The organism is Hymenobacter sp. R533113 (genome assembly GCF_056835965.1).
Genome location: NZ_JAKWBD010000013.1, coordinates 1210987 through 1234084 on the forward strand (window position 1 = coordinate 1210987; position 23098 = coordinate 1234084).

At 57.2% G+C, this 23098-nt stretch carries 18 protein-coding genes and 1 pseudogene; 3 read left to right on the top strand and 16 right to left on the bottom strand.

Annotated features, from left to right (window positions below):
* Nucleotides 1-180: 180 nt before the first annotated feature.
* The 13 genes and pseudogenes from MKZ35_RS14505 to MKZ35_RS14565 form a co-directional block, all read right to left on the bottom strand.
* Complete coding sequence (locus tag MKZ35_RS14505) at nt 181-1281, bottom strand: AIR synthase-related protein (protein WP_482513946.1); 1101 nt, start codon at nt 1279-1281, stop codon at nt 181-183.
* A 299-nt stretch (nt 1282-1580) separates the two neighbouring features.
* Nucleotides 1581-3083: an amidophosphoribosyltransferase gene (purF, locus tag MKZ35_RS14510; RefSeq protein ID WP_482513947.1), complete on the bottom strand. Its 1503-nt coding sequence runs from the start codon at nt 3081-3083 to the stop codon at nt 1581-1583.
* 1 nt (nt 3084) lies between these two features.
* Complete coding sequence (gene purN, locus MKZ35_RS14515; RefSeq protein ID WP_482513948.1) at nt 3085-3843, bottom strand: phosphoribosylglycinamide formyltransferase; 759 nt, start codon at nt 3841-3843, stop codon at nt 3085-3087.
* 12 nt (nt 3844-3855) lie between these two features.
* On the bottom strand, nt 3856-5151 hold the full coding sequence (gene purD, locus MKZ35_RS14520) for a phosphoribosylamine--glycine ligase (protein ID WP_482513949.1): 1296 nt from the start codon (nt 5149-5151) through the stop codon (nt 3856-3858).
* 7 nt (nt 5152-5158) lie between these two features.
* Nucleotides 5159-5545: a hypothetical protein gene (locus MKZ35_RS14525; protein WP_482513950.1), complete on the bottom strand. Its 387-nt coding sequence runs from the start codon at nt 5543-5545 to the stop codon at nt 5159-5161.
* A 3-nt stretch (nt 5546-5548) separates the two neighbouring features.
* The gene (locus MKZ35_RS14530; RefSeq protein ID WP_482513951.1) at nt 5549-6949 is read right to left on the bottom strand and encodes a phosphoribosylaminoimidazolesuccinocarboxamide synthase; all 1401 of its coding nucleotides are present in this window, start codon (nt 6947-6949) and stop codon (nt 5549-5551) included.
* A gap of 142 nt (nt 6950-7091) precedes the next feature.
* Nucleotides 7092-7652 (bottom strand): endonuclease domain-containing protein, encoded by a 561-nt coding sequence (locus MKZ35_RS14535; protein WP_482514758.1) that lies wholly within the window; start codon nt 7650-7652, stop codon nt 7092-7094.
* 9 nt (nt 7653-7661) lie between these two features.
* Nucleotides 7662-8428: pseudogene (locus MKZ35_RS14540) on the bottom strand (phosphoribosylformylglycinamidine synthase subunit PurQ); the annotation flags it as partial.
* On the bottom strand, nt 8425-11460 hold the full coding sequence (locus tag MKZ35_RS14545) for a phosphoribosylformylglycinamidine synthase subunit PurL (RefSeq protein ID WP_482513952.1): 3036 nt from the start codon (nt 11458-11460) through the stop codon (nt 8425-8427). The gene MKZ35_RS14545 and the pseudogene MKZ35_RS14540, both read right to left, overlap by 4 nt.
* Before the next feature lie 116 nt (nt 11461-11576).
* A complete protein-coding gene (gene pyrE / locus MKZ35_RS14550) occupies nt 11577-12209 on the bottom strand; it encodes an orotate phosphoribosyltransferase (RefSeq protein WP_482513953.1) in 633 nt (210 codons plus the stop codon).
* Nucleotides 12202-12969, bottom strand: a complete 768-nt coding sequence (gene pyrF, locus MKZ35_RS14555; protein WP_482513954.1) for an orotidine-5'-phosphate decarboxylase — start codon at nt 12967-12969, stop codon at nt 12202-12204. The genes pyrE and pyrF overlap by 8 nt, the downstream gene beginning before the upstream one ends.
* 86 nt (nt 12970-13055) lie before the next feature.
* Nucleotides 13056-13934, bottom strand: a complete 879-nt coding sequence (locus MKZ35_RS14560; protein ID WP_482513955.1) for a dihydroorotate dehydrogenase — start codon at nt 13932-13934, stop codon at nt 13056-13058.
* Nucleotides 13935-14134: 200 nt separating this feature from the next.
* A complete protein-coding gene (locus MKZ35_RS14565) occupies nt 14135-15163 on the bottom strand; it encodes an amino acid--tRNA ligase-related protein (RefSeq protein ID WP_482513956.1) in 1029 nt (342 codons plus the stop codon).
* Nucleotides 15164-15889: 726 nt separating this feature from the next.
* Between MKZ35_RS14565 and MKZ35_RS14570 the strand changes: the two genes are divergently transcribed.
* Nucleotides 15890-16474 carry a DUF4468 domain-containing protein gene (locus tag MKZ35_RS14570; RefSeq protein WP_482513957.1) on the top strand — a complete coding sequence of 195 codons (585 nt, stop codon included), beginning with the start codon at nt 15890-15892 and terminating at the stop codon, nt 16472-16474.
* Between the two features lie 73 nt (nt 16475-16547).
* Here MKZ35_RS14570 and MKZ35_RS14575 read toward each other — a convergent pair whose 3' ends face one another.
* A complete protein-coding gene (locus tag MKZ35_RS14575) occupies nt 16548-18296 on the bottom strand; it encodes a lysophospholipid acyltransferase family protein (protein ID WP_482513958.1) in 1749 nt (582 codons plus the stop codon).
* Nucleotides 18297-18645: 349 nt separating this feature from the next.
* Nucleotides 18646-19458, bottom strand: a complete 813-nt coding sequence (locus MKZ35_RS14580; protein WP_482513959.1) for a DNA/RNA non-specific endonuclease — start codon at nt 19456-19458, stop codon at nt 18646-18648.
* 351 nt (nt 19459-19809) lie between these two features.
* Between MKZ35_RS14580 and MKZ35_RS14585 the strand changes: the two genes are divergently transcribed.
* Nucleotides 19810-20916, top strand: coding sequence for a flavin-containing monooxygenase (locus MKZ35_RS14585; RefSeq protein WP_482513960.1), 1107 nt, complete (start codon nt 19810-19812; stop codon nt 20914-20916).
* A 390-nt stretch (nt 20917-21306) separates the two neighbouring features.
* Here MKZ35_RS14585 and MKZ35_RS14590 read toward each other — a convergent pair whose 3' ends face one another.
* The gene (locus tag MKZ35_RS14590) at nt 21307-21684 is read right to left on the bottom strand and encodes a T9SS type A sorting domain-containing protein (protein WP_482513961.1); all 378 of its coding nucleotides are present in this window, start codon (nt 21682-21684) and stop codon (nt 21307-21309) included.
* A gap of 168 nt (nt 21685-21852) precedes the next feature.
* Here MKZ35_RS14590 and MKZ35_RS14595 point away from each other — a divergent pair, with 168 nt between their 5' ends.
* Entirely contained in the window at nt 21853-22962 is a 1110-nt protein-coding gene (locus MKZ35_RS14595) for an NAD(P)/FAD-dependent oxidoreductase (protein ID WP_482513962.1), read from the top strand.
* Nucleotides 22963-23098: the final 136 nt, after the last annotated feature.

Consider the following 23098-nt stretch of genomic DNA (forward strand, 5'->3'; position numbering starts at 1 on the left):
GGGCTTTTTTGTGATGGTGGAGATAGGAGCGCCTGCATGTAGCGCGAAGCTTCCGCTTCGCGTATCGTTGAACAATACAGCAGAGAATTCTTCAACGCCTTATTCAACTAAACAACGACACGCGAAGCGGAAGCTTCGCGCTACATTCCAACGACTCGCTAGGCTGGTGATTTGCGTCAGTTAATACGTCAACTCTCCGGCCGCTACTTTCAGCTTAATACCGGGCTTGGCGGTGATGCGGCCGGCTATTTGAGCCTGGTAGCCATCGGCTTGCAGCTGGCTTGCCACGGCAGCGGCTTGGGCTTCTTCGGTTACGAGGAGCATGCCGTTGCCCATGTTCCAGTAGAGGTAGGCGTCGGCGGGCGAGATGCCGGCTAGCTTGGTGAGCTTCTGCATGGCGGGCAGGGGCTCGAATAGGTTATCCAATTCGGCACCAACGCCGTTGTTTTTGAGTACGCGCTGGAAGTTATCGGCAATGCCGCCGCCGGTGACGTGCGCGATACCGTGCAGGACTAAGCCAGCATTGAGGAGACGGGCCACGGCGGGCGCATAGATGAGGGAAGGCGCTAATAGAACTTCGCCCCAGGTATTGCCTAGCTCAACGGCATCGGAGCCGGTGTAGGGGGCCGTGTGCCAGTTGTCGCCGTAGAGGCTTTGCAGGGTGCGGCGGGCAAGGGAAAAACCGTTGGAGCGGAAGCTGGGCGAGCGCAGCGCGACTACCGCGTGGCCGGCGTGGGCAGTGGCACCGCTCAGGGGGCTTTTTAGCGACGGATGCAAAGCACCTACGGCCGTGGAGCACCAATTGAAGTTCATGCGGGCTCCGGGCCAGCCACCGATGCGGTTACCCAGCTCGGCAATTTCGCCCCCCGTCACGGCGATGCGGCTGAAGTTGGCCGCGTCGTGCAGGCCGCGCATCAGCTCGTCAATTACGTCGTAATCCAGGGTATTCACGTCGATGATGTTCGACAAATTGCTGGGCACGAAGCCACCGGCAATCAGATCGTCGGCCACCATGGCAATCAAGTCATAGCCCAAGGTATCAAACCGGCCCACGCGCTCGGCTACCTCTATCTTGGTACCAATACCGTCGGAGCTGATGCCCAGGCGCTCCTGACCAAAGCGAATTTCATTAGAAAATCCACCGTCCAAGTCCTGAGCCGGCTCGCCAGGCTGGCCTGCACGGTTGGGGAAGGTTTTCTTGGCCCAGGCGTAGGCGTTGCGGGAGCAAGCGTTACCGAGGTCGATATCGTAGCCGGCAGGTTTGGGGGAAGCAGTTGACATGCGTCGTGTTAGTCGTTGTGGTAGTAATCAACAAGCTCCCCTCCTCAGATGAGGAGGGGATGCCACCGCAAAGCGGGGGCTGGGGTGGTTGAGGTCGTTGTTTAGTTGTTTAGCGTGTCATGCAGAGTGCAGCGAAGCATCTCGCCAGCGGTAGTAAGATTAGTAATCACAGCACGCGAGATGCTTCTCGTCGTCAGCATAACATTCTTCTAAACAACATCAGCAATGCTGGTCAACCACCCCAGCGTCAGCTAAAGCTGTCGCGTCCCCTCCTCATCTGAGGAGGGGAGCTTGTCGTTCTAATGCTCGGTCGGCTCAGGAGCCTTGGCGCTTACTGATGACACTACGTGATGACGCTCCTTTTTAGTGCGGTGGCTTTCGCGCTCCTCCTGAATGTGGCGCAGGTACTTGGTCACGTCGCCGGTGGGGTAGCGGCCGGAGAAGCAGGCGAAGCAGCCACCGTGGCCGCGCTCCTCGGCAAAAAGATCCTGCAAGTCGCTCAAATCCTGATAGATGACCTTATCAGCTTCGATGTAGCGGCAGATTTCTTCCTCCGTATAGTTGGCAGCAATCAGCTCGGTGCTCATGGCCATATCGATGCCGTAGATGCACGGACTCACGATGGGCGGCGCGGAAGAGATAAAGTACACTTCGAGCGCCCCGGCTTCGCGCAGAATGCGCACGATGCGCCGCGACGTAGTGCCGCGCACGATGCTGTCATCGACTACAGCCACTTTTTTGCCCTCCACAAACTCGCGGATGGGATTGAGCTTTTTCCGTACTACATCTTCGCGGCCCTTCTGGCTGCTCACGATGAAGCTGCGGCCCATATGGTTATTTTTCACTAATCCGCGCCGGTAGGGTACGCCGATGGCTTCGGCCAAACCAGAAGCAGCGAAGTAGCCGGATGAAGGCACATCAATCACCATGTCAGGCTCAATTCCGGCTGCCATAACCTTGCGAGCCAGCATCTTCCCTAGCCGAACACGCTCCCGAGCCACTAAGCGACCATGAATAACGGAGTCTTCGCGGGCGAAGTAAATGTGCTCAAATACGCAAAACGCTTTGGGCACATTGTATGGGTTCTTGTAATGAACCTTGAGGTCTTTGTCAATAAACACCGCCTGCCCTGGTCCTACGTTTTTCACGAAGTCAAAGCCCAGATAATCGAAGCAGGTGCTCTCGGAAGCAAAGGCGTAAACTGGACCGTCGGGCGTTTGGCGGCAGCCTAGCACTAGCGGGCGAATGCCTAATGGATCGTTGAAGGCCAGCAGACCGTGACCGGCAATAACGGTGATGGTGGCGTAGGCACCTTTTACCAGCTCCTGCGTCGTCTCGACGGCGTCGAAAATGTCGATTACTGAGAGGTGGTCAAGGTCTTTAATGCGCAGCTCGGAGGCAAAGGTATACATAATCAGCTCCAGGTCGTTGCTGGTTTTGGGCAGCACGTGGTACTTATCATGCAGGCGCTGAGCTACTTCCCGGAAGTTGATCACGTTGCCATTGTGCACCATGCCTAGCCCGAAAGGGTAGCTGGTGGTAAAGGGCTGGGCCAGCTCCGAATCGTTGGAGCCCTGGGTGGTGTAGCGCACGTGACCGATACCGATGTTGCCTTTCAGCTTCTTCACGTGCTTAGGCTTGAACACGTCATTGACGAGGCCGTTGCCTTTGCAGAGGTGAAACGTGTCGTCGAAAGTGACAATTCCGGCCGCATCCTGGCCGCGGTGTTGCAGGGCGGTCAGGCCGACTACAATGTCCGCCGCTACTGGCTCAGGACCGTAAAAACCAACTATTCCGCACATATCAATTCTCTGTTGTCAGTTGCCGGTTGTCAGGCGGGGCGGCCGGGCAGCTAGCGAGGGTGGAAGGGGAAATCTGGCCGCGAAATAAGCGCACCAACGTGTCGGCGTACAGCTCGTGCTCCACGAGCAGGCCGCGGCGCTCTACCTCGGACAGCGTATTTGCCCCCCGCAGATCAACGGGGCGCTGGGCCAACACGGGGCCGGTGTCGAGGCCCTCATCCACGAGGTGGACGGTGATTTTTGTTTCGGAAAGCTTGTTTTCAAACGCCCATTCGTAGGCGTGCAGGCCTTGGTGCTGATGCGTATCAGCGGGGTGAATATTAAGAATGCGCCCGGCGTAGGCGCGTACCAACACCGGCGAGAGAATGCGCATATACCCGGCTAACACCAGATAATCAGGCGCATACTCCCGCAAAATCTGTACTACTGCCGCGTCGTAGTCGGCCCGCTTTTGTCCAGTTGGTGCCAGACTCGCCGTTTGGCAGCCCAGCGCGGCGGCCGTGGCTAAGCCCGGCGCGTCAGGATTGTTGCTGAATACCACGGCCACCTCCGCAAGTTCGCGCAGGGCACCCATTTGTATAGAGTCTACCAGCGCCACCATGTTGGAGCCGCGCCCCGACAGCAAAATAGCCAGCCGCTGCTTGCGCTTGGTGCTGGGCTGCTCACCTTCTCTCTCAGGTCCTCGCGTCTGCTCAGCACGCGTGCCCTCGGGGAGGAAGGACGGCGGCTGGTTTTCGCTGGGGGAAGGAGAGTGGCTCATTTTAGGTGGGGACTAAAATTTAGCGGCCGTCAGCTCCGGGATGGGGCGTTGGCCGATATCGGAGCGGTAGTAAACGTTCTCAAAGGTAACCTTTTCGCACCCGGCATACACTTGCTGCACAGCATCTTCCAGATCATGGCCGCGCGACACGACCGTCAGAACCCGGCCGCCGCTGGTGGTGAGTTGCCCATCGGGCTGGCGGCGCGTCGCCCCGTGAAAAACCAAGGTCGGGGGGGCAAAATTGGCCGAATTTTCTAAGCCAGTGATGGGGAATCCGGTCGAGAACGTCGCGGCCGGATAACCGTCTGAGGCCAGTACCACACCTATAAAAGTGCCGTTGCGCTGCCATACCGTAGTTTGAGCCAGGTTGCCGTCGAGCGTGGCTTCTATCAACTCCAGCAAACTACTTTTCAGAGCTGGCAGCAACACCTGCGCTTCGGGGTCGCCGAGGCGGGCGTTGTATTCCAGCAGCTTCGGCCCCTGCGGCGTGAGCATGATTCCGAAGTAGATAAACCCTTTAAAGTCAAATGGTTCGGCTTGCAGACCGCGCATGGTCGGGTCCACAATGTCGCGGCGGATAGCGGCCAGCACGTTATCGTCGGCAAAGGGCACGGGACAATAAGCGCCCATTCCGCCCGTATTCGGGCCTTTATCACCGGCCAGCAGCTGCTTATGGTCCTGCGACGGGGCCAGCAAACGGATGCGGTTGCCATCGGTGATACCGATGATGCTGATTTCGGGGCCGGTCAGCTTTTCTTCTAATAAAAATGAAAACCATTCGGGATGTTGGTCCTGCAACTCGGTCAGGGCCTCGTTAGCCTCGTCCACGGAGCTGCACACGTACACGCCTTTACCAGCGGCCAGGCCGTCGTATTTGATCACCAAATTGCCCCCCAGCTCGGCGGCTTTGGCACGGGCGGCTTCCATTTCATCGCTGCGAAACGTCCAGGACAAACCCGTAGCTACGCCGTGGCGACGCATGAACTTCTTGCTCCACACCTTGGAGCTTTCCAGCACTGCTCCTTGCCGGGTTGGCCCAAACACGCGGATATCCGTCTTGGCAAAATAGTCTGTAACACCCGCCGCCAGCGGTGCCTCGGGACCTACCACGATCAGCTTGATATCATGCTCCCGACAGAAGTTTTCCACGGCCGGAAAGTCCAGGGGGCTTATTTCGGGGTGGCTGTTCGGGATGCCGCCGTTGCCGGGCAGCACGTGCACGGTGGCACCGTCGTGGGTCAGCTTCCACGCCATGGCGTGTTCACGGGCACCGCCGCCGAGGAGTACTATGGTTTTAGGAGTTGCCAAGGTTATTTTATGCTTGAAATTTATCTTGAATTACTCCTTCTTCAATTTTCACTGACTGTGCGACTATTACTAGGTTGTCCTCTTCTTGCGGTTCTCCAGAGTTTCCGTAGGGATCTAAGGAGAGATACCACATATTATTTTCTAGCTTTTTGAAAACAAAATCAGAATAATAGACTGACTCAAATTCTTCGTTTATAACGACCTTTTGAACGCCAGTTAGGTGAATCTTTAACAAGCAAGACTCTAGCTTTCCGTTTGCCGTTTTCTTGCGAATCAGTATGGAAACTGAAGCTTGCCGAAGCTGATAGTTGCCAGCTGATTCATAATTCAACCCTAGTTGCAGAGAGCAAATCTTTCCATCGTTTAGAGCGTACCCGGCTAGCAATTCTTCCATTGATTACAGCACCCGCAACTCAGCGTCGGCGGCTCTCAGCTTGGCTTTAGTGGCTTTAATTTCCTTTGATAGCTGCTCGCGCAGGCGGGGCAGGTTCAGGGCGCGCACTGCGGCTTGAGCGGCGTTGTCGGGGCGCACTACCGTGAGGTTAGGCGTAGCGCTGGGCATGATAACCGAGGAGTTCAGGTTGGCTGTCAGCTCTGCAAAGTCCTTCCAAGGCGGGCAGCTGATGACGGGCACGTTGACGTTGGCGGCCAAGGCTCCACCGAGGCCATTGGAGAGGCCAGCCACGGCGATAATCACGCCCGGCTCTACTGAGTTGTTCCACACTTCGGCCATGCCCGTAATTTCCTCGCCGTTTTTGTGGGCAGAGGTCACGCGCAGCTGGGTAAAGATGTTGTAGGCTTCGAAGTTCGAGCGGATTTTCAGGCAATGCTCCTTGTCGGCGGGTGAGCCCATCACGATGTTTACCCACGCATCTTTCATGATACCAACGCGCACCAGATTGCCTACCAGGCGGGCGCGCACGTCGCCGCCAGTAGTGATTTCCTGGCCCGTAGGCAGCGGGCTGCCGGTGATGCGCTCGTAGATATCGAGGTAGCGGCGGCTGGCTTCGGCCGCAACTTCTGCGGTGAGGGCGCGGGGGTATTGGCCATCCACTTTGTTGGCAATCAGCCACTGACGCACGTACTCCTTGTCCATCTGCTCGGCCGTTTCCGGGTTGCGGGCGTAGTCCTCGGCGCTCCAGAACCGCGAGGAGTCGGGCGTATGGATTTCGTCAATCAGAATCAGCTCGTCGTTCAGCAAGCCGAACTCATATTTGGTATCGACCAGGATGATGCCGCGCTCAGCCATCCACTGGGAGGCAAAATTGAACAGCTCCAGCGACTTCACCCGCATCCGCTCGTATAACTCCGCCGACACCCAGCCTTCCGACACCAGGTTTTCGGGCGTGATTTCGCGGTCTGCCTCTTCCTTGGTGGTCGGCGTCACGATGGGCTCGGGAAACTGCTGGTGCTTGGTCAGGCCGTCGGGCACCGCGACGCCCGAAAACGTGCGCTGGCCCTTTTGGTAGCCGCGCAGCATGGAGCCCGTGATGTAGTTGCGCACAATCATCTCCACCCGAATCGGCTCGGCTTCCTGGGCCAGGGTCACGTTGGGGTCGAGCAGACTGATAACGTGGTTGGGAATGATGTGCTGGGTTCTATCGAACCAAAAAGCGGCCAAGCCGTTCAGCACCGCACCTTTGTGGGCAATAGGCGTTTCCAGCACCGAGTCGAAGGCGGAGAGGCGGTCGGTAACTACGATGAGCCGTTCGCCGGAGGGGGCGCGGTAGGAGTCGCGGACTTTGCCGCGGTGGAGGAGTTCGAGCTGGGGCGTGGCGAAGTGGTTGAGAGTGTTCATGTGTGTGGACCCCTCCCCCAGCCCCCTCCCCAAAAGGGAGGGGGAGCCTGACGAGGATATGTGGGGCGGCTTTAGGTTATGGGGCTAACTGATTTTAGGCGTTTTGTGAAAATCTGAAGAAGAGTGTGGTTCGTGTCTGTATTTATGTCTGTGTTTGAATCAGCATTGACCGTATTTGAGCTATCACCTGATTAGTATGATGCAGAATATCTTGGTTGCCAAAGCGCAATACTGTATAGCCAAGCTCTTCTAATACACGGGTTCGGTCTTGGTCGTAAGCAGCCTGTTCTGGCTCTTCGTGGATACCACCATCTGCCTCAACTACTAGTTTAGCTGACAAGCAGATGAAGTCCACGATATAGGAATCGATGGCGTGTTGACGCCGGAATTGCACGCCTAGCTTCTCGCGCCGCAGCTCTTCCCATAGTTTTGCCTCCGCACCTGTTTGCTGCTTGCGGTTTTCGCGCGCCCATGGCTTTAATACTTTCCACTTGGGAGCAGTTGTGGTAAAAATATGCTCCTGAGCAGTCTGAAAATCAGAAGCAGCATATCCATCTTGCCGTCCAGTACTAGTATTCACTACTGCCGCAAGGCTCCCCTCCCTTTTGGGGAGGGGGCCGGGGTGGGGTCCGCCGTGGAGGGCGACCTGTACATGCTCCACAATATTCCGAAACAGCCGCAACCCATCTCCTTCCTCGCTCACTTCTCTATTAACCCGCTTCCGCCGCGCCCAGTCCGGGTGATTATACAGCGACAAAAACGCTTCCGGGTGAGGCATCAATCCCAATACCTGTCCGGTGGTATCGGTCAGGCCGGCGCAGTTCAGGTCCGCGCCGTTGGGGTTGTATGGGTATTGGGTCACCTCGCAGCCCGCGGCGTCGCAGTAGGTGAGGCAGTTCAGGTTTTGGTCGAGAATGTGCTGGCGCGTTGCTGCATCGGGGATGAGCAGGCGACCTTCGCCGTGGCGCACGGGTACTTCAAAAGAATCCAGGCCCTGCAAAAAGGGCTCCGGTTATTCTGATTCACTTTCAATCGTACCCAGCGGTCTTCGTAGCGGCCGGAGGCATTGTGCGTCAGGGTTACTTCGGGCTGAAAATTGCCCCCCAGATTCGGTAGCAAACCCAGCTTTACCAGCACCTGAAAGCCGTTGCAAATGCCCAGCACGAACTTGCCGCGGGCAATAAACTCGCGCAAGTCGTCGAGCAGGGTGAAGCCGCCGGGCGTTTGGCGGTAGCGCAGCTTATTGGCCAGCACCACGCCCGAGCCCAAGTCGTCGCCGAAGGAAAAGCCCCCCGGAAAGTTCAGGATGTCGTAATCGTGGATGCTGACCTGGCCGTGCAGCACTTGGTTGAGGTGCACGATAGTTGCTTCGGCGCCAGCCAACCGGTAGGCGGCGGCCATTTCCTCCTCGCAGTTGATACCGAACCCAGTCAGGATAAGCGCCTGGACGGCAGCGGATTGATTCATGTTCTCTATCATTTCCCCTCCCCCATTACGTGTTGGCCAAAACCGATTGTCTGATTCACCGGGCCGTTGGTCCAGGTCTGGCGTAGTGCTTCCGTGTCAGCTTCTAGTACGAGCTGGCCTTGGTGAGTTACCAGCAACAAGTTGTCATTGGTAACAACGCCTAAGCGGATGGCTTTGGCCCCCAAAATCTTCTCAAATGCCACCACATCTTCCGGCGCCACAGTAGCCACGAAGCGGGAGTGCGACTCGGAAAACAGCTGGGCGGGCAACGGCAGCTCGCCGTTCAACTCAATTTTGGCCCCTAGCCCATCACCAAACGTTGCCTCGGCCAGCGCTACGGCCAGGCCGCCATCGGAAAGGTCGTGGCAGGATTGGATGAGCTGCTGGTCGTTGGCTTGGCCGATGAGGGTATATAGTTCCTTGGCTTCCGCGAAGCGCACTTGTGGTACGTTGGCGCCTAACTCCTTATATAGGTGGTAAAACTCGGAGCCACCGAGCTCGTCGTAGGTGCGGCCCAGCAGATACACCACGTCGCCGGTCTGCTTGAAGTCGCTGGTGACGGTGCGGCGCACGTCCTCAATTTTGGCCGTCATCGAATACAAGACCGTGGGCGGCACCGAAATCTTCACGCCGTCGGCCTTGAAGTCATTCTTCATGCTGTCCTTGCCACTGGTGAGCGGAATGCAGTAGGCGGCGGTGGCATCGCGCAGGGCCTGGCACATGTGCACCAGCTTGGCTAGCTTTTGTTTACCGTCGGGGTTCGTAACGGGGTGAAAATCTGAGTCAGGAACGCAGAAGTTGTCGTTTACCGACCAGAAGATATTGTCGCCGGGCGTGAGGTTGGGCAATTTGCCCCCCACGGCAATAATCTGGCGCACAGCCTCATCGAAGGCGCCGGCCGACATATGGTAGGCGTCCAGGTCGCCGAAGCGGGGCAGAATACCGTTGCTCACGGCCACGCCTTCCCAGCTTTCGAAGTTGAAGCGCACCACGGCGGCATCCTGCGGAGCCTGACCGGTAGCACCCATGAGGGGCTTGATAATGGTGCGGCCCTTCACCTCATGGTCATACTGGCGAATGACGGACTCGCGGGAGCAGATGTTGAGCGAGCCGAGTAGCTGGTGGAGGATGGCGGTGTAGTCGAGGCTGGGGGGCAAAGTTGGCTCCTGGGCCGCGGGCTTCTGCCACTCGGCTTCCATGAGTTTGCGCGGCACGCCTTCGTGCAGAAAATGCATGTTCAGCCGAGCTACTGGTGCATTGGCAAAGCGAACATCCAGGTAGCCATCAGCGGTAAAATAGCCGATGTCGGTTAGCTCTACTTCCATTTCCTGACCCAGAGCCAGCACTTCAGCTAGCTTCACGGGCTCCACCACCAGCGTAAACCGCTCCTGTGATTCGCTCACAAAAATCTCCCAGGGCCGTAAGCCAGGGTACTTCAGCGGTACTTTTTCCAGGTCTACTACGGCGCCGCCGCTGATACCAGCCAGCTCGCCCACGGAGGAAGAAAGCCCCCCAGCGCCGTTGTCGGTGCTGCACTTGATGAGGCCGCGGCGGGTGGCGAGGATAAGGAAATCCATGGCCAGCTTCTGCGTGATCGGCGAGCCAATCTGCACGGCCGTGGCCGGCGACGACTCGTCCAGCTCGATGCTGCTGAAAGTGGCGCCGTGGATACCGTCTTTGCCCACGCGGCCCCCGGCCATGATGATGCGGTCGCCGTCGTCGATCTTTTTCTCCCAGGAATCGAGGCCGGCCAGCTGCATGGGCATCACGGCGCCGGTGCCGCAGTACACCAGCGGTTTGCCGGCGTAGCGGTCATCGAAAATAATGCTGCCGTTTACCGTCGGCACCCCCGATTTATTGCCGCCGTCCTCAATGCCTTTGCGCACGCCTTCAAATATGCGGCGCGGGTGCAGCTGATTGGTCAGCAAAGGGCCGTCGTAGTCGGGATTGCCGAAACACAACACGTTGGTATTGAACAACAAACGAGCACCGCCGATGCCGGTAGCCAACGGGTCGCGGTTGTTGCCCAAAATGCCGGTGATGGCCCCGCCGTAGGGGTCGATGGCCGAGGGCGAATTGTGGGTTTCTACCTTCCAGACAAACAGTGACTCGTCGTTGATGCGCACGGCGCCGGCATTGTCGGAGAACACCTTGATCAGCCAGTCGTTGCCGTTGGCGCGCAGTTGGCGGTCTACCTCGGCGGTGGCGTCTTTAATGTAGGATTTGAACAGGGAATCAACTTGGTATTCCTCGCCCGTTTCCACATCGCGGTAGTTAATTAAAGCACTGAATTCCTTGTGCTTACAGTGTTCCGACCAGGTTTGGGCAATGATTTCCAGCTCGCAGTCGGTAGGCGCAGCGGGCAGACCACTGGCCTGGCGTTCCTGCTGGGTTTCGGGCAGTTGATAATGTGCCCGCACGGCCTGCATTTCGGCCAGATTCAGCGCGTAGAGGTTGTCCTTGGATAGCTGCACCAACTTCTCGTCCGACAAATTCAGGTCGATGGTGTGGGTAGTGTTATCGACGGAGGTGCCGGGGCGGGGCGTGAAGTCGCGGATCTGGTCGGCGGAGCCCACTTCGAAGCGGTTGATGAGCTTGTTGCCCAGCAGCTCTTCGGCCAGGCGGCGCAGGTCGGCGGGGGGCAAATTTTCTTCCAGCAGATACAAACGCTTGCTGAAAATATGCTGGGTACGCGTGTCGAGGGGCTCGTTGAGAAAGTCGCCGAGCGCACTTTGGGCGGAGGTGCCTTCGTCGTCGGTTACGCCGGGGCCTTTAGCAACTAATATGTACGACTGGAACTGGGGGTCGCGGCGAAACTCGTTTAGGGCCACTTCATGCAATACCGGGTCCTGGAGGCATTGCTGGGCAAAATCGCGGAGCTGCTGGGTGGTGAGTGGGTAGCGCACCGAGTAAACGGCCGTGCTTTGCACCCGGCCCGTGCGCAGGCCGAGGTGGCGCCGCGCGGCTTCCGCTACGCGCTGCCCGTCGCCGTCGTGAATGCCGGGCTTGGGCAGCAGCTGAATGGAATGAAGATGATTTTCCAAAAGGTAAGGTTTGCTATTTTTCGACTTCCCGCCACCGACCACCGGCTGCGGAAAAGCGCCCCGACAATCGGGACGCCGAAAATGCCTTGCCGGCCGGCCGAAGCCAGCTGGTAGGTTTAAGAAAACGCTTTCTCCGGCCGACTGCCAGGTTTTACTACCGGAATACCTGCCCGACACAGCGGGCAATCATCGGGTGCGTGGGTAGCCGCCGTGACCGGCAGCAGGGCAAAGGTCGGAAAAGAAAGCTCTGCTTTGCCACCCGTGCGGTCAATTAAACTCGCGACACCCAAAATTTTGCCCCCCAGACCTTCCAGAATCCGGGCTACTTCTTTGGTACTCTTGCCCGTAGTCACCACATCCTCGGCGATAAGTATCCGCTCGCCGGGTTGCAGGGTAAAGCCGCGACGCAGGGTCATTTGGCCCGTATCGTCGCGCTCGGTGAAGATGGCGGGCACGCCCAGCTGCCGGCCCAGCTCGTAGCTCACCACCACGCCGCCCATGGCCGGACCAACGACTACATCGGGCTGCAAACCAGCTTCGCGAATGCGCGCGGCCAGCTCTGCTACTGCTGGAGCAGCCAGCTCGGGGCGGCGCAGAAAGCGGGCGCACTGCACGTACGTATCGGAGTGCAGGCCCGAAGACAGGCGAAAATGCCCCCTGAGCAAAGCATCTTCCTGTATGAGTTGCTGCTCTAAAAGCGGGGCGTCAAAACGGGTTTCAGCAGGCATTTTAGTAGCAGAATCAGGCATGAGCGGCAACGGGACGGAGGTCGTTTATTTGTTGGGCTAAAGTGCGAGCCGCAGCGCCGGCATCGGCCGCTTGCCAGATGGCGCGGGAGGCGTTGATCAGCACTCCCAGCCCATCGGCGCGCAAGCCGGCGTGGAGCGTGGCGGCCAAGTCGCCGCCCTGAGTACCGACGCCCGGCACCAGAAACCACTGCGTCGGGCAGCTTTCGCGCACGCGGGCTACGGCCGCCGCATCAGTAGCGCCGACTACAAGGCCGATATTATGGTGCTGCTCGTCGAGCTCGCAGGATATGTGGGCCGCCAAGTCGCTCACGTAGCCGCCACGAGTCAAAGCCACATCCTGCAGAGAGTGGGCGGGCTTGTTGGAGGTTTTGGCCAACACAAACACCATTTTATTGGGGCGGGCGAAGGGCACGATGGCATCGTCGCCCATGTAGGGGTTCACCGTCACGGCGTCGGCCCCGATGCGGTCATAAGCGAATTGGGCGTAGTGCTCGGCCGTGTTAGCAATGTCGCCAAACTTACCGTCGAGGATAACGGGAATATCCTTGGGAATCAGGGCTACCGTTTCGCGCAGGAGCGCAACGCCGTTTTCGCGGGAAAGAAAGAACGCCAGGTTCGGCTTGAAGGCGGCGGCAAACGCAGCGGTCTGCGCTACTACTTCGCGCAGGCGGGTTGCGACGAAGGCGTCGTCGCCCGTGGGGTCGAGACCGACGCAGAGCAGGGAATTGGCTTGCTGAACGCGGGTGGTGAGTTTATTCATGGGATGTGACGCCAGGCCCTGGTTGAGGAATCGCTACAGGTGGTTGGATGTAACGCGAAGCGGTACTTCGCCCTGCGTTGCAACGGTTAAAAAAGCCCCCCACCGTCTCGTTCGACGAGCGAAGCACCGCTTCGCGTTACACTCGCACATTCTTCGGCCAGGCGGGCGGTGAGGCCGGGTTCCAGCCATTCGCCGCTGCCAATTTGCACGGCATTGGCACCCACGCGCAGGTAATCGGTGACGTGGTTGCTCGTAAAAATGCCCCCCGTACCAAAAATCGGCAGCTTGATGCGGGCATCGTGGGCCAGCTCGTACACGCAGCGCAGCGCCACCGGCCGCAGCGCCTCCCCCGACAAGCCGCCTATTACCGGCTCCGCCGTAGCATCATCGGGTAAGTGTAATCCCTTCAGCGTATTACAAGCCGCCAGCCCCGCTGCGCCGCCTTCCTGCGCGCCCAGCGCCAAACCCCGAATAAGATCCGGCCAAGGCGGGAGCTTCACGACTACGATGGCATCCGGGCCCAGCTCGTTGCGTACGGCCTCGGTGGCGTCGCGCACAAACTTGGGGGTAATCTCGGCGCCCTTGGCCGTATCGGAACAGGTGATGTAGACTTCCACGCCCGCAATTTGCCCCCCAGCTTCACGCTTCAGGAAACGGGCGATTTTGCGGAAGCCTGGAATACCTGGGGCCGTGATACTTACCAGCACCGGCACGCCGTAGCGCAGCAAATTAGGCAAGTGCTCATGCACCAGAATCTCCGCGTTTTCGGTGCGCATGTTGGTGGCGTTGAGCAGGGTTTGGTCGGCTACCTGCCAGATGCCCTGCTCATACAGCCCCGGCTTGGGCTCCATGGTCACGGTGCGGGTAAAAATGGCCCCCAGTCGCTCGTAGCCCGGCCCATCCAGATGCCAGGAGGCCGCGGCCAGGCAGATAGGGTTTTGAAGTGTGAATGCGCCTAACTGCATGATTTTGATTTTTATACGATAGTCCGACGATTGACCTCACCCCTAGCCCCCTCTCCAAAAGAGAGGGGGGACTAGTTTCTAACTTTCTATAAAAACTAAAAGCTAGTTCCCCCTCTCTTTTGAGAGGGGGCTAGGGGGTGAGGTTACGCCCTAAAAGCAAAGCGCCCGGCTCATCACCGGGCGCTTTGTGTGTCAGCTGGTTAGATTACGTTGTCGCGGTTGATCAGGAAGGGAACACACTCGCGGATGTCTTCTTGGCCGAGGATGAACTGCGCTACGCGGGCCATGCCTACGCCAGCACCGGAGTGCAGCTTCACTTCGTTTTCTTTGTGGAAGTCGAGGTACCAGTCGAAGTCCGACAGCTTCATGCCCTGACGGATCAAGCCTTCCAGCATCGAAGACGTTTCGAGCTTGTGGCGCAGCTTAGCAGCATCGAACTCCCGCTCGGCCGAGCCGGCGCTTTCGCCAGCCAGGGGCAACAGCAGGTCCGACGAGTTTACCACGCGGGGGTCGTCATCGTTGTTGCGCATGTTGAAGAACTTGATGTCGGCGGGGTAGTGCGTTACGAACATGGGGCCCATCAGCTCGGTCAGGCGGTTCTCCTCCTCAGCACCCAGGTCGTCGCCCCACTGTAGGTCGGGAAAGCCGTTGGTTTTGAGCAGCTCTACCGAGTCGGCGTAGGTCATGCGCTTGAAGGTCAGGTTGCTCAGGTCAGCGGGATTGCGGCCGAACAACTCCAGCTCCTTAGCGCAGTCCTGCGATACTTGACGGGCGGCCCCGGCCACGATGCCAGACAAATGACCGAGTAGCTCGTCGAGGTCACCGATGTGCTCAATTTCAAACAGGCTGAACTGCGCCAGGCGGCGGCCGTCGGCCTTCATTTCTTTGCGGAAGCTCTGAATTTCACCGTACACGCGGCCGCTTTCCACTTTCTGGGTCAGCATTTCGATGTACAACTGGTTGGACTGGGGCAGGAACATTTTTTTGCCGTCGTACCAGTCGATGGTGAACAGCGTGTCGGTGTTCTCGCAGGCACCGGTTACTCCCACGATGTGGGGCATGTTATGAACGGCCATAAAGCCTTCCGACTCCACGTACTTGCGGGCGCCGCGAAACATAGCATCCCATACTTTGATGATGGCCATGCGCTTGGGGTCCGTGCTCAGATTCACATTGCGGGTAGCAGCGAAAGCAACGGCTTGCGGGGCGAGAGTGAGGTTGTCTTGCATGTTGACGTGAAGATTGAAGTGGTTATGAGTGAAGAGTTGAATGCACAGTACTCCCGCTGTCCGCCGACTCGTGCGGACATAAAAAAACCGCTTCGGAAACCGGAGCGGCAAACGGGGTAAAAACAGGAAAAACGGAAAAACCAACGGGAGAAAAGACCTTCCGGTCCTCTCGCAGAACGGCGCTATGGGGCGTTCTGCGCTTCATCAGATGTTGGTCTTTGGGTGGAGCACGACGCAAAAGTACTAATGTTTTTCAAGTAGCAAATGGAAGCCACATTAATTTTATGTTACCGCAATGTTACGTACTTACGAAAAGCCTCAATAAAAAGGATAGGCATATGACTACGCCAAAATTATGCAACTATCTGAAAAATAAATTTTTACAAAGCCAGAATCTTCTCTTTCACTGTCTAACCGAACCCGCTATCTTTAGCTCTTTATTCCCGCTTGTTAAGAAGCATGAGAGTAAGATAACTGGGCAACTTACAGGAATAATACAATTAAAGACTTTATCGTATATTTGCTCCTATACATTAATAGTATAGGAAGTAAAAAGTTGGGCTGGTGTTTGGAAGGTGAACTGGTCTTCATCCAATCGGCACACCCCACTACGTGGCAGTTATATCATAACATATTCCTAATACTCACGGTAATGTGCAAGCCTTTGGGAAGGTATCTTTGCGGGCCATTCCTTGGGCTTCCTGTCATCATCCTCGTTGTTTAGCTATGAAAAAAAGTATTACTACTGTTTTACTAGCCGTCCTTCCTTTTTTTGCTGCCATCACCCAGGCTCAAACCCCAGCCGCTGTCGAGTACAGCGAGAAGGTAACCGTCGAGAACAGCCACCCGACTGCACTGTATCAACGGGCATTGTCTTGGGTTGAAGGGCCGTTCTCCTATACTCCTAAAGCCGATCTAAAAAACAACAAAGAGACTCATCAGATTCAACTCACGGGTACCAGCAAGATCAAGACGATAGCGGCCTCGGCCTCGGGTCCGGAGCAAGAACGTGCCCTACGATTCGACTTTACTTTTAGCGTTACCGAGCAAGGCTACACGTACACGGTGGGTACATTTCGGGTGGTGCCAGATCCGAAGCAGCCTGCTGTCACGGTTGCCCTGGATGAATACATTCATCAGCTTAGCCAGGAGCGCACCAACGCCCGCACGCGCAACGACCGACGTGTAACTGCCCAGGCCACCGCGGTAGCCAGCGACGTAGCTTCTGCTTTCCGCTCGTACATGAACAGCCAGCCCGTGGTAGAAGACGGCGAAGTAGGCCTGCCAACGAATGACAATGATGGGTGGTAGCACAGACTGCGCACTCAGTACAATCAAAAAAGCCCCCCAGATAGTTTCTGGGGGGCTTTTTTGAAGTATAGCTTCAGCTCCCGCCGGAAGTGGCGCGGTCGAGGAGGCGGAGGGTGCGCAGGGGTAAATCGCGGGCCTTAAGCAGCAGAAAGCCGTCGAGGGCATTAGCAAACTTGGGGTCTATGTTGAAGCCTAGAAGCCGAGCATTTTGCTTTAAATACTGACGTAGCAGCACTGGCACGCCCATTCCACCGGGTTCCAATTGGGTAATCAGGTTTTGTAGGTCTCGGAGGCTGGCCAGGCCAGCTTGCAGGGCAGCCGGCGCCTCACCGGCATCGAGCGGGCGGTAGCGGTAGGCTTTGCGCGGCCGCACCCATTGGGCATATTCCGTAGCTAGAAAGTGCTGGGTAAGGTAGTCGACCATAGCTGCTTTGGAAGCAGCCGAGCAGGTGTTGCTAATGCTCACGGGACCAATCAGATAGCGGCACTCGGGATGATTGGCCACGTATTCAGCAATTCCTTTCCACAGCAAGGCTAGGGGTAGTGGCTGACGCTGGTATTCTGCCCGAATAAAGGAGCGGCCCAGCTCCAGGGATTCACGCAGCAGCGGCAGCAGCTCCTTTTTCATCCGAAACAGCGAGTGCAGATATAAGCCGCGTTTGCCGTGCTGGCGCAGGATGGCGCGCCCCTTCCCTACCCGATAAGCGCCGACCAGGCGGCGGTCATCTCGATGGTAGAGAAACAGGTGGCGGTAATACTCGTCGTAGGCATCCAGATCGGTGGGCTGGTGGGTGCCCTCCCCTACCCGCCGAAAAGTCAGCTCGCGTAGCCGCCCGATTTCGGGCAGCACGTGCGGCAGCTCCGCTTTGCGCGCCACGTACACTTCCCAGGGCCCGTGCACCAGCAGGCAGCGCGCAGGGCGCAAAGCAGCTAAATCTGCTTCGATAAGGTCGGCGGCAGTTTCGGCAACAATGGCCTGGGGTGGTAGGCGAGGCCAGGTAACAGCGGGCGCCTCGGCGGGGGAGCCCAGGGCATACACCCGGGCCCGCAGACAAGGCAGGCGCTGGTCGGGGGGCAAACAAGCTAGTTCCTGGGGGCCAATGGGTTGCCCGATACGCACCCGAATAGTTTGGCCGCGCTTATTGAGCAGCTCGGCTGGCAAGCGCATCGTACGCAGCCACGGCTGCACCAGGCCCAGCCAGCTGAAAACAGCACTGCTATGGCCACTAAGCCACACAGGCACCACCGGCACCCGAGCCGCAGCGAGCAGCTTACCGGCCGTGGGATGCCAGTCGGGGTCGAGGCTGGGGCGAAACGGAGCCGTGCGGTGGGCTACCTCACCGGCCGGAAACAAAGCCAACGGCACATCATTGTGCAGATAACGTAGCATCTGACGCAGGCCGGACGCATTTTGCCCCCCAGTCGGCCGGTTGGCATTTACCAGCACCAGCTGATCATTGATGTGCGGTAACAATGGAGACAACAGCTCATTTGCTACCACGCGCAGCTCGGGGCGGTGCTGCCCGAGCAGGTGCAGGAGCACTAGCCCATCGAGCAGGCCGCTGGGATGATTGGCGACCGCAACGAACGCCCCCGTAGCGGGCAAGCGCCGCAATTCGGCCGGGTCATAGCTGATCGTAATCTGGAGCTGGCGCAGCAGCTCAGCCACGAAAGCAGGGCCTGGTAAGTGGCTGCTTTGCTCATAAAACTCCTGGAACTCCCGAACGTGGGCAAACTGATGAAATAGCGGCCGCAGCAAGTGCCGGGAGCGCCCCAGATAACCACCAGAAAATAGAGAATTGGTATCGAATAGTAGACCCATCGGCTAGCATAGTACCGGGTACTTTCGCACCATATTAGTACGCTAACTACCCAGTTAGCCAAACTTCGGGAAATTAGATTAGCCCTAGATTATGCCGCTGTTACTAAACTATTACTTTCTGCGTACTAGTGCATTATAACTAGAATAGAAAAGCAGAAAGCCGCGTTGCAGCGCGGCTTTCTATTTCCTTTCACATTCACTCGTATCACTCAGTGCAAAAGTAATGCCTTGGTTGTGATATAAAAATTCTTAGATAGAATTAACGAATCTTTAATGTATACTTAACAGTAGCTGGCGAAAAATGACGGTTCCACTAAGCGGTCGATTGGTGCCTATTTAGCAGGCTTTGTTAGTTCGTAGGACCATTATCTACGCGGGCCTCCATAACGTCTTGTACCGACGTCGGTACCGCCGAAAGCAGGTCGTAGCCCGTTGCTTTCTCAATGGCATCCACGGAGGTGCGATGAGTGGCCCATTCGGGGTTCAGGTTATTAGTATTGGGAGTATTAACAGCAATAACGCGCGTGTCAGCCGTGACGCGGCCCACATCGTTGCTACCAACCGGCAGTACCACAATCACCTTCCATATGCGGTTAGGCACCGTTATCTTACCTTCTGCTATAGTATTTGCTGCGCCATCAGAGCCAGTACCTCCTCTACCGTAGCTTCCACAAATGATATATAGTTCGTTGCCCGAATCTGCGAGGGTGCGGCAGTAGTTTTCGAGGTCGGCCCAGGGGCCTTGGTTGTTATTAGGCGCCTGCGGTATAATATTGGTCATCAGGAAGGTAGCCGAGTTATCGGCTACGGAGCCAGTGCGGTCGGCGGAAGGGCAATTGTGGCCGCGGTCGAAGCCTGAGCCGGTATAGCTGGCGCTCGTGGCCCGAAACCAGCCGGTGGGCAGGGCATTGTCGGCGACAAAGTTGTCTTGGCGCGGAGCATCGCCCAACCATCCTTTACTCAAGTGCCAGCTTACCCAGTTGGGTGTGCCCCGGTCGCGGTGATAGGACAGGGCATACTGGGGCTTCTCCAGCAGGTAATTAGTATAAGAAGCCGGGTCGGCAACCGCACCGCTGGGATTGCCCATCGCTAAGGGATTATCTCTAACCTCGGCAGGCGAAACAGACTCATCGGAGCAGGAAGCAGCAAGGAAGCTTAGCAAACTAATACTCAGCAATCGACAGAAAGTACGCTTCATCGGAAAGAAAAAAGTAGAAAGGTAGATTGGAAGAAAGACGCAAATCGCGCAGCACAGGTACCACCCGCTAAGCCACTATTTAGAAGCAGCTCTCACGATGGAGCTAAACGAGCTCAAGCAAGAATTGCATACAAAAGCTCTCTAAAATTGCTTCAATAAGGCTTTTATAAAACAATTTGTGTGGCTCGTCCTTACTACCAGCTACGTATCGGAATCGAGCACGGGAGGTAGTCTCTTCTGGGGGGCTTTTTTGATTAGCAGCCCGCAACATATAAATACATTTGGCTAGCTTTTACACCTCCTGCCCTACTCTTCATGACCTCTGCTGACGCTTTTGCGGTTGATACCCTCATTATTGGGGCCGGACAGGCCGGACTAGCCGCCGCTTACTACTTGCAGCGCCGGGGCGTACCATTCGTCATCCTGGACGAGCGGGCCGCCGTGGGCGACGTCTGGGCTGGGCGGTTTGAGGCATTGCGCTTATTCTCACCGGCCTGGGCCAGCGGCTTGCCTGGCCTGGAGTGGCCGGGGGGCAAATTTCGCTACCCCACCAAAGACGAAGCCGCCACTTACCTGAGCACCTACGCCGAACATTTTCACTTTCCTATTCATCTTTCCCAGCGCGTTGCCCGCGTGTCGCTGGCCCCCAATGGCTATACAATCAGCACCACGGCGGGGCGGCAATATCAGGCGCGGCGGGTAGTGGTGTGCACGGGCGCCTATAACGCGCCACGTCGGCCCGAATTTGCCCCCCAGCTTCCTCCAAGCGTCACTCAGCTCCACAGCCGCGACTACCAACAGCCGCAGCAAGTGGCCGGCACTGGCCCAGTGGCGGTAGTTGGTAGTGGCAACTCAGCCCTGCAAATTGCGGCTGACTTAGCCACCACCGGCCGCCCCGTGTACGCTGCCTTCGACGAGCGCACGCCGGCTATGCCCAACAACATGCTGATGTGGGCAATGCTCACCGCCACCCGACTGCTCCGGGCCTCGCGCCACGCACTAGTGGGAAAGCACATGATGCAGCAGCCCGAGCCGGTTGTAAGCGGCGACCTGGCCCGACTGCGTACTTTCTCCAATGCTCAGTTCATCGGGCGGGCGCTGGGCGTGGAGCCGGGGGGCATTTTGCGCGGGCACCACGCCAGTACGCCTCCCTTGGAAGCCGTGGTGTGGGCCACCGGCTTCGGCCCGGATTTCAGCTGGATTGCAGCCCCCGTTTTCGACGCTGATGGCTACCCCAAACACTACCGTGGCCTTACCGCCGCGCCGGGCCTGGCCTTCCTTGGCTTACCGTGGCTCAACAGTCGAGGCTCTGCCCTGATGGGCGGCGTTGGCCCTGATGCCCGCTACGTAGTAGAGCAGCTGCTTAAAGATCAGCTCCAGTATAAAGTGGCCGAGTCGATGCTAGCTGCGCAAAATCCTTAGAAAAGATCAAAAAGCACATAATTATGCTGAAACCTGATGCCGGGTTCTGAGGTTCAAGAGAGTACCTTTACTAACCGGTACTGTTGCGTTGGCGTGTCGACCCCGGTTTTATTCCTCTCTCGCCCTAAACTCCCACTCGTATGTCTTTCCTTCTTTTTGTAGGGTTGCTGATAGCTACTGCCCTCATCGCCCTCAACACTCTGGATAATCTCAAGGATATGCTGAAGCCCCAGCCGATTCGGGTTCCAAATCGCTAGGCAGCTCTTGATTTTAAAGTTGTAAAAATGGCCCTTATGCACTAGTAAGGGCCGTTTTTTGTTTCATTGCTCATAAAAAAAGCAGCCTCACCATAGCGAGACTGCTTTTTTTATGAGCAATGAAGCAATCAAGTTATCGGATTACCAGCTTACGCATCTGGCTGGCGTTATCCGATTCGAGCTTTACATAGTAAAGGCCGCTGGCGAACTTGCTCAGGTCAAGGGTTTTGGTGAAACGCCCATTAAACTCAATCAACGATTCGCGGTAAATTACGGAGCCGATAACGTTCAGAATACGTAGCTCCGTTCTGCGACCGTTGAAGCCGTTGATATCGATGTGTACAATACCGGTGCTAGGGTTAGGGTATACCAGTACGTTTTTTTCGTCCGTAGTTGGGCGACTGGCGGTACTAGCAGGAGCAGGCTGGGCGTTGGCGGCCGGCACGCTGGTAGCCAGCGGTCCAAGCACCCCGACGCAGAAACACAATAATAAGCGTAGAGTTTTCATCATATCAGACCGTTAGGCGATTGGCGCATCGGTTAAATTTCTTAACGGCAGACGCTCCATTTGGTTTGCAAAGGTAGTCCTTCAATTTTAACAAGATACATAAAATATAACTTATCTTCTATAAATAAAGGGTTTCGCTCTGTTTTTCACCATTTTATAATTGAAAAAAATTTGGATGTTCTCATTATTGGCGGGGGTTTGGGGGGTCTTACGGCCGCTTTGGATCTAGTAGGCCGGGGACACCGCGTGGCGGTGGTGGAGCGCAAGCGCTACCCGTTTCATAAGGTCTGCGGCGAATATATATCCAATGAGGTATTGCCTTACCTGCGGCGGCTCGGCGTAGACCCGGCGGTGCTGGCGCCGGCCACCATCACGCAGTTTTTGCTTAGCTCGCCGGCGGGTCGCACGCTCACCGCCCCGCTCGACCTGGGCGGTTTTGGGGTGAGCCGCTATACCCTTGATTATTATCTGTTTCAGCAGGCCGAAGCGCGGGGCGTCGAGTTTCATCAGGGAGCGACGGTAACGGATGTCACCTTTATTGATGACCAGCACCAGGTAACGCTGGCCGACGGCCGGGTGTTGCAGGCCCGCACCGTGCTGGGCGCCTACGGCAAGCGCGCCAACCTCGACCGCCAGCTCCAACGTCCTTTTTTCACCCAACGCTCGCCTTACCTGGGCGTGAAATACCACCTGCGCCTCGACTTTCCACGCAACCTGATTGCCCTGCACAACTTCGCCGACGGGTACGCGGGCATTTCGGCCATTGAGGAGGATAAATACTGCTTCTGCTACCTTACCACTCGCCAGAACCTGAAGACCCACGGCACTATTCCGGCGATGGAAGAGCAGGTATTGGCCCGCAACCCGCGGCTGGGGGGCATTTTGCGCGAGGCGGAGTTTCTGTATCCGCAGCCGGAAGTCATCAATGAGATATCCTTCGCGCCCAAAAACTGCGTGGAAAACCACATCCTGATGTGCGGCGACGCGGCGGGCTTGATTACGCCGCTCTGCGGTAACGGCATGGCCATGGCCATTCACGGAGCCCAGATCGCCAGCACCCATGTCCACGAGTTTTTGGCGGGCCGTATTGCAAGACCAGCGTTAGAAGCTACGTATCGTCGTGCGTGGCAAAACCACTTTGGGGGGCGTTTGCGGGTGGGAAGGGCCGTGCAGAGGCTGTTTGGCCGACCTTTTCTGAGCGAAGCGGCGGTGGGCAGCTTGCGCTACTGGCCCGGAGCCGTGCGCGCCCTTATGCGGCAAACCCACGGAGAGGTATTCTGAGGCGAGTCCTGCTGCCAGAAAGCAGACGGAAACAAGCCAAAAAAACCTGATTCTTCATCTCCTACGTAAGCATAGCTAAGCTCTCTACCTGAGCTCCTAATCAGGCAAAAACTTGCACCGGCGCCGGAGCAGTTAT

What these genes read in the sequence shown, in the direction of transcription:
- MKZ35_RS14505 (WP_482513946.1), bottom strand. Translation starts at nt 1,281, where the DNA reads ATGTCAACTGCTTCCCCCAAACCTGCCGGCTACGATATCGACCTCGGT.
- purF (WP_482513947.1), bottom strand. Translation starts at nt 3,083, where the DNA reads ATGTGCGGAATAGTTGGTTTTTACGGTCCTGAGCCAGTAGCGGCGGAC.
- purN (WP_482513948.1), bottom strand. Translation starts at nt 3,843, where the DNA reads ATGAGCCACTCTCCTTCCCCCAGCGAAAACCAGCCGCCGTCCTTCCTC.
- MKZ35_RS14525 (WP_482513950.1), bottom strand. Translation starts at nt 5,545, where the DNA reads ATGGAAGAATTGCTAGCCGGGTACGCTCTAAACGATGGAAAGATTTGC.
- MKZ35_RS14530 (WP_482513951.1), bottom strand. Translation starts at nt 6,949, where the DNA reads ATGAACACTCTCAACCACTTCGCCACGCCCCAGCTCGAACTCCTCCAC.
- pyrE (WP_482513953.1), bottom strand. Translation starts at nt 12,209, where the DNA reads ATGCCTGATTCTGCTACTAAAATGCCTGCTGAAACCCGTTTTGACGCC.
- pyrF (WP_482513954.1), bottom strand. Translation starts at nt 12,969, where the DNA reads ATGAATAAACTCACCACCCGCGTTCAGCAAGCCAATTCCCTGCTCTGC.
- MKZ35_RS14560 (WP_482513955.1), bottom strand. Translation starts at nt 13,934, where the DNA reads ATGCAGTTAGGCGCATTCACACTTCAAAACCCTATCTGCCTGGCCGCG.
- MKZ35_RS14565 (WP_482513956.1), bottom strand. Translation starts at nt 15,163, where the DNA reads ATGCAAGACAACCTCACTCTCGCCCCGCAAGCCGTTGCTTTCGCTGCT.
- MKZ35_RS14570 (WP_482513957.1), top strand. Translation starts at nt 15,890, where the DNA reads ATGAAAAAAAGTATTACTACTGTTTTACTAGCCGTCCTTCCTTTTTTT.
- MKZ35_RS14575 (WP_482513958.1), bottom strand. Translation starts at nt 18,296, where the DNA reads ATGGGTCTACTATTCGATACCAATTCTCTATTTTCTGGTGGTTATCTG.
- MKZ35_RS14585 (WP_482513960.1), top strand. Translation starts at nt 19,810, where the DNA reads ATGACCTCTGCTGACGCTTTTGCGGTTGATACCCTCATTATTGGGGCC.
- MKZ35_RS14590 (WP_482513961.1), bottom strand. Translation starts at nt 21,684, where the DNA reads ATGATGAAAACTCTACGCTTATTATTGTGTTTCTGCGTCGGGGTGCTT.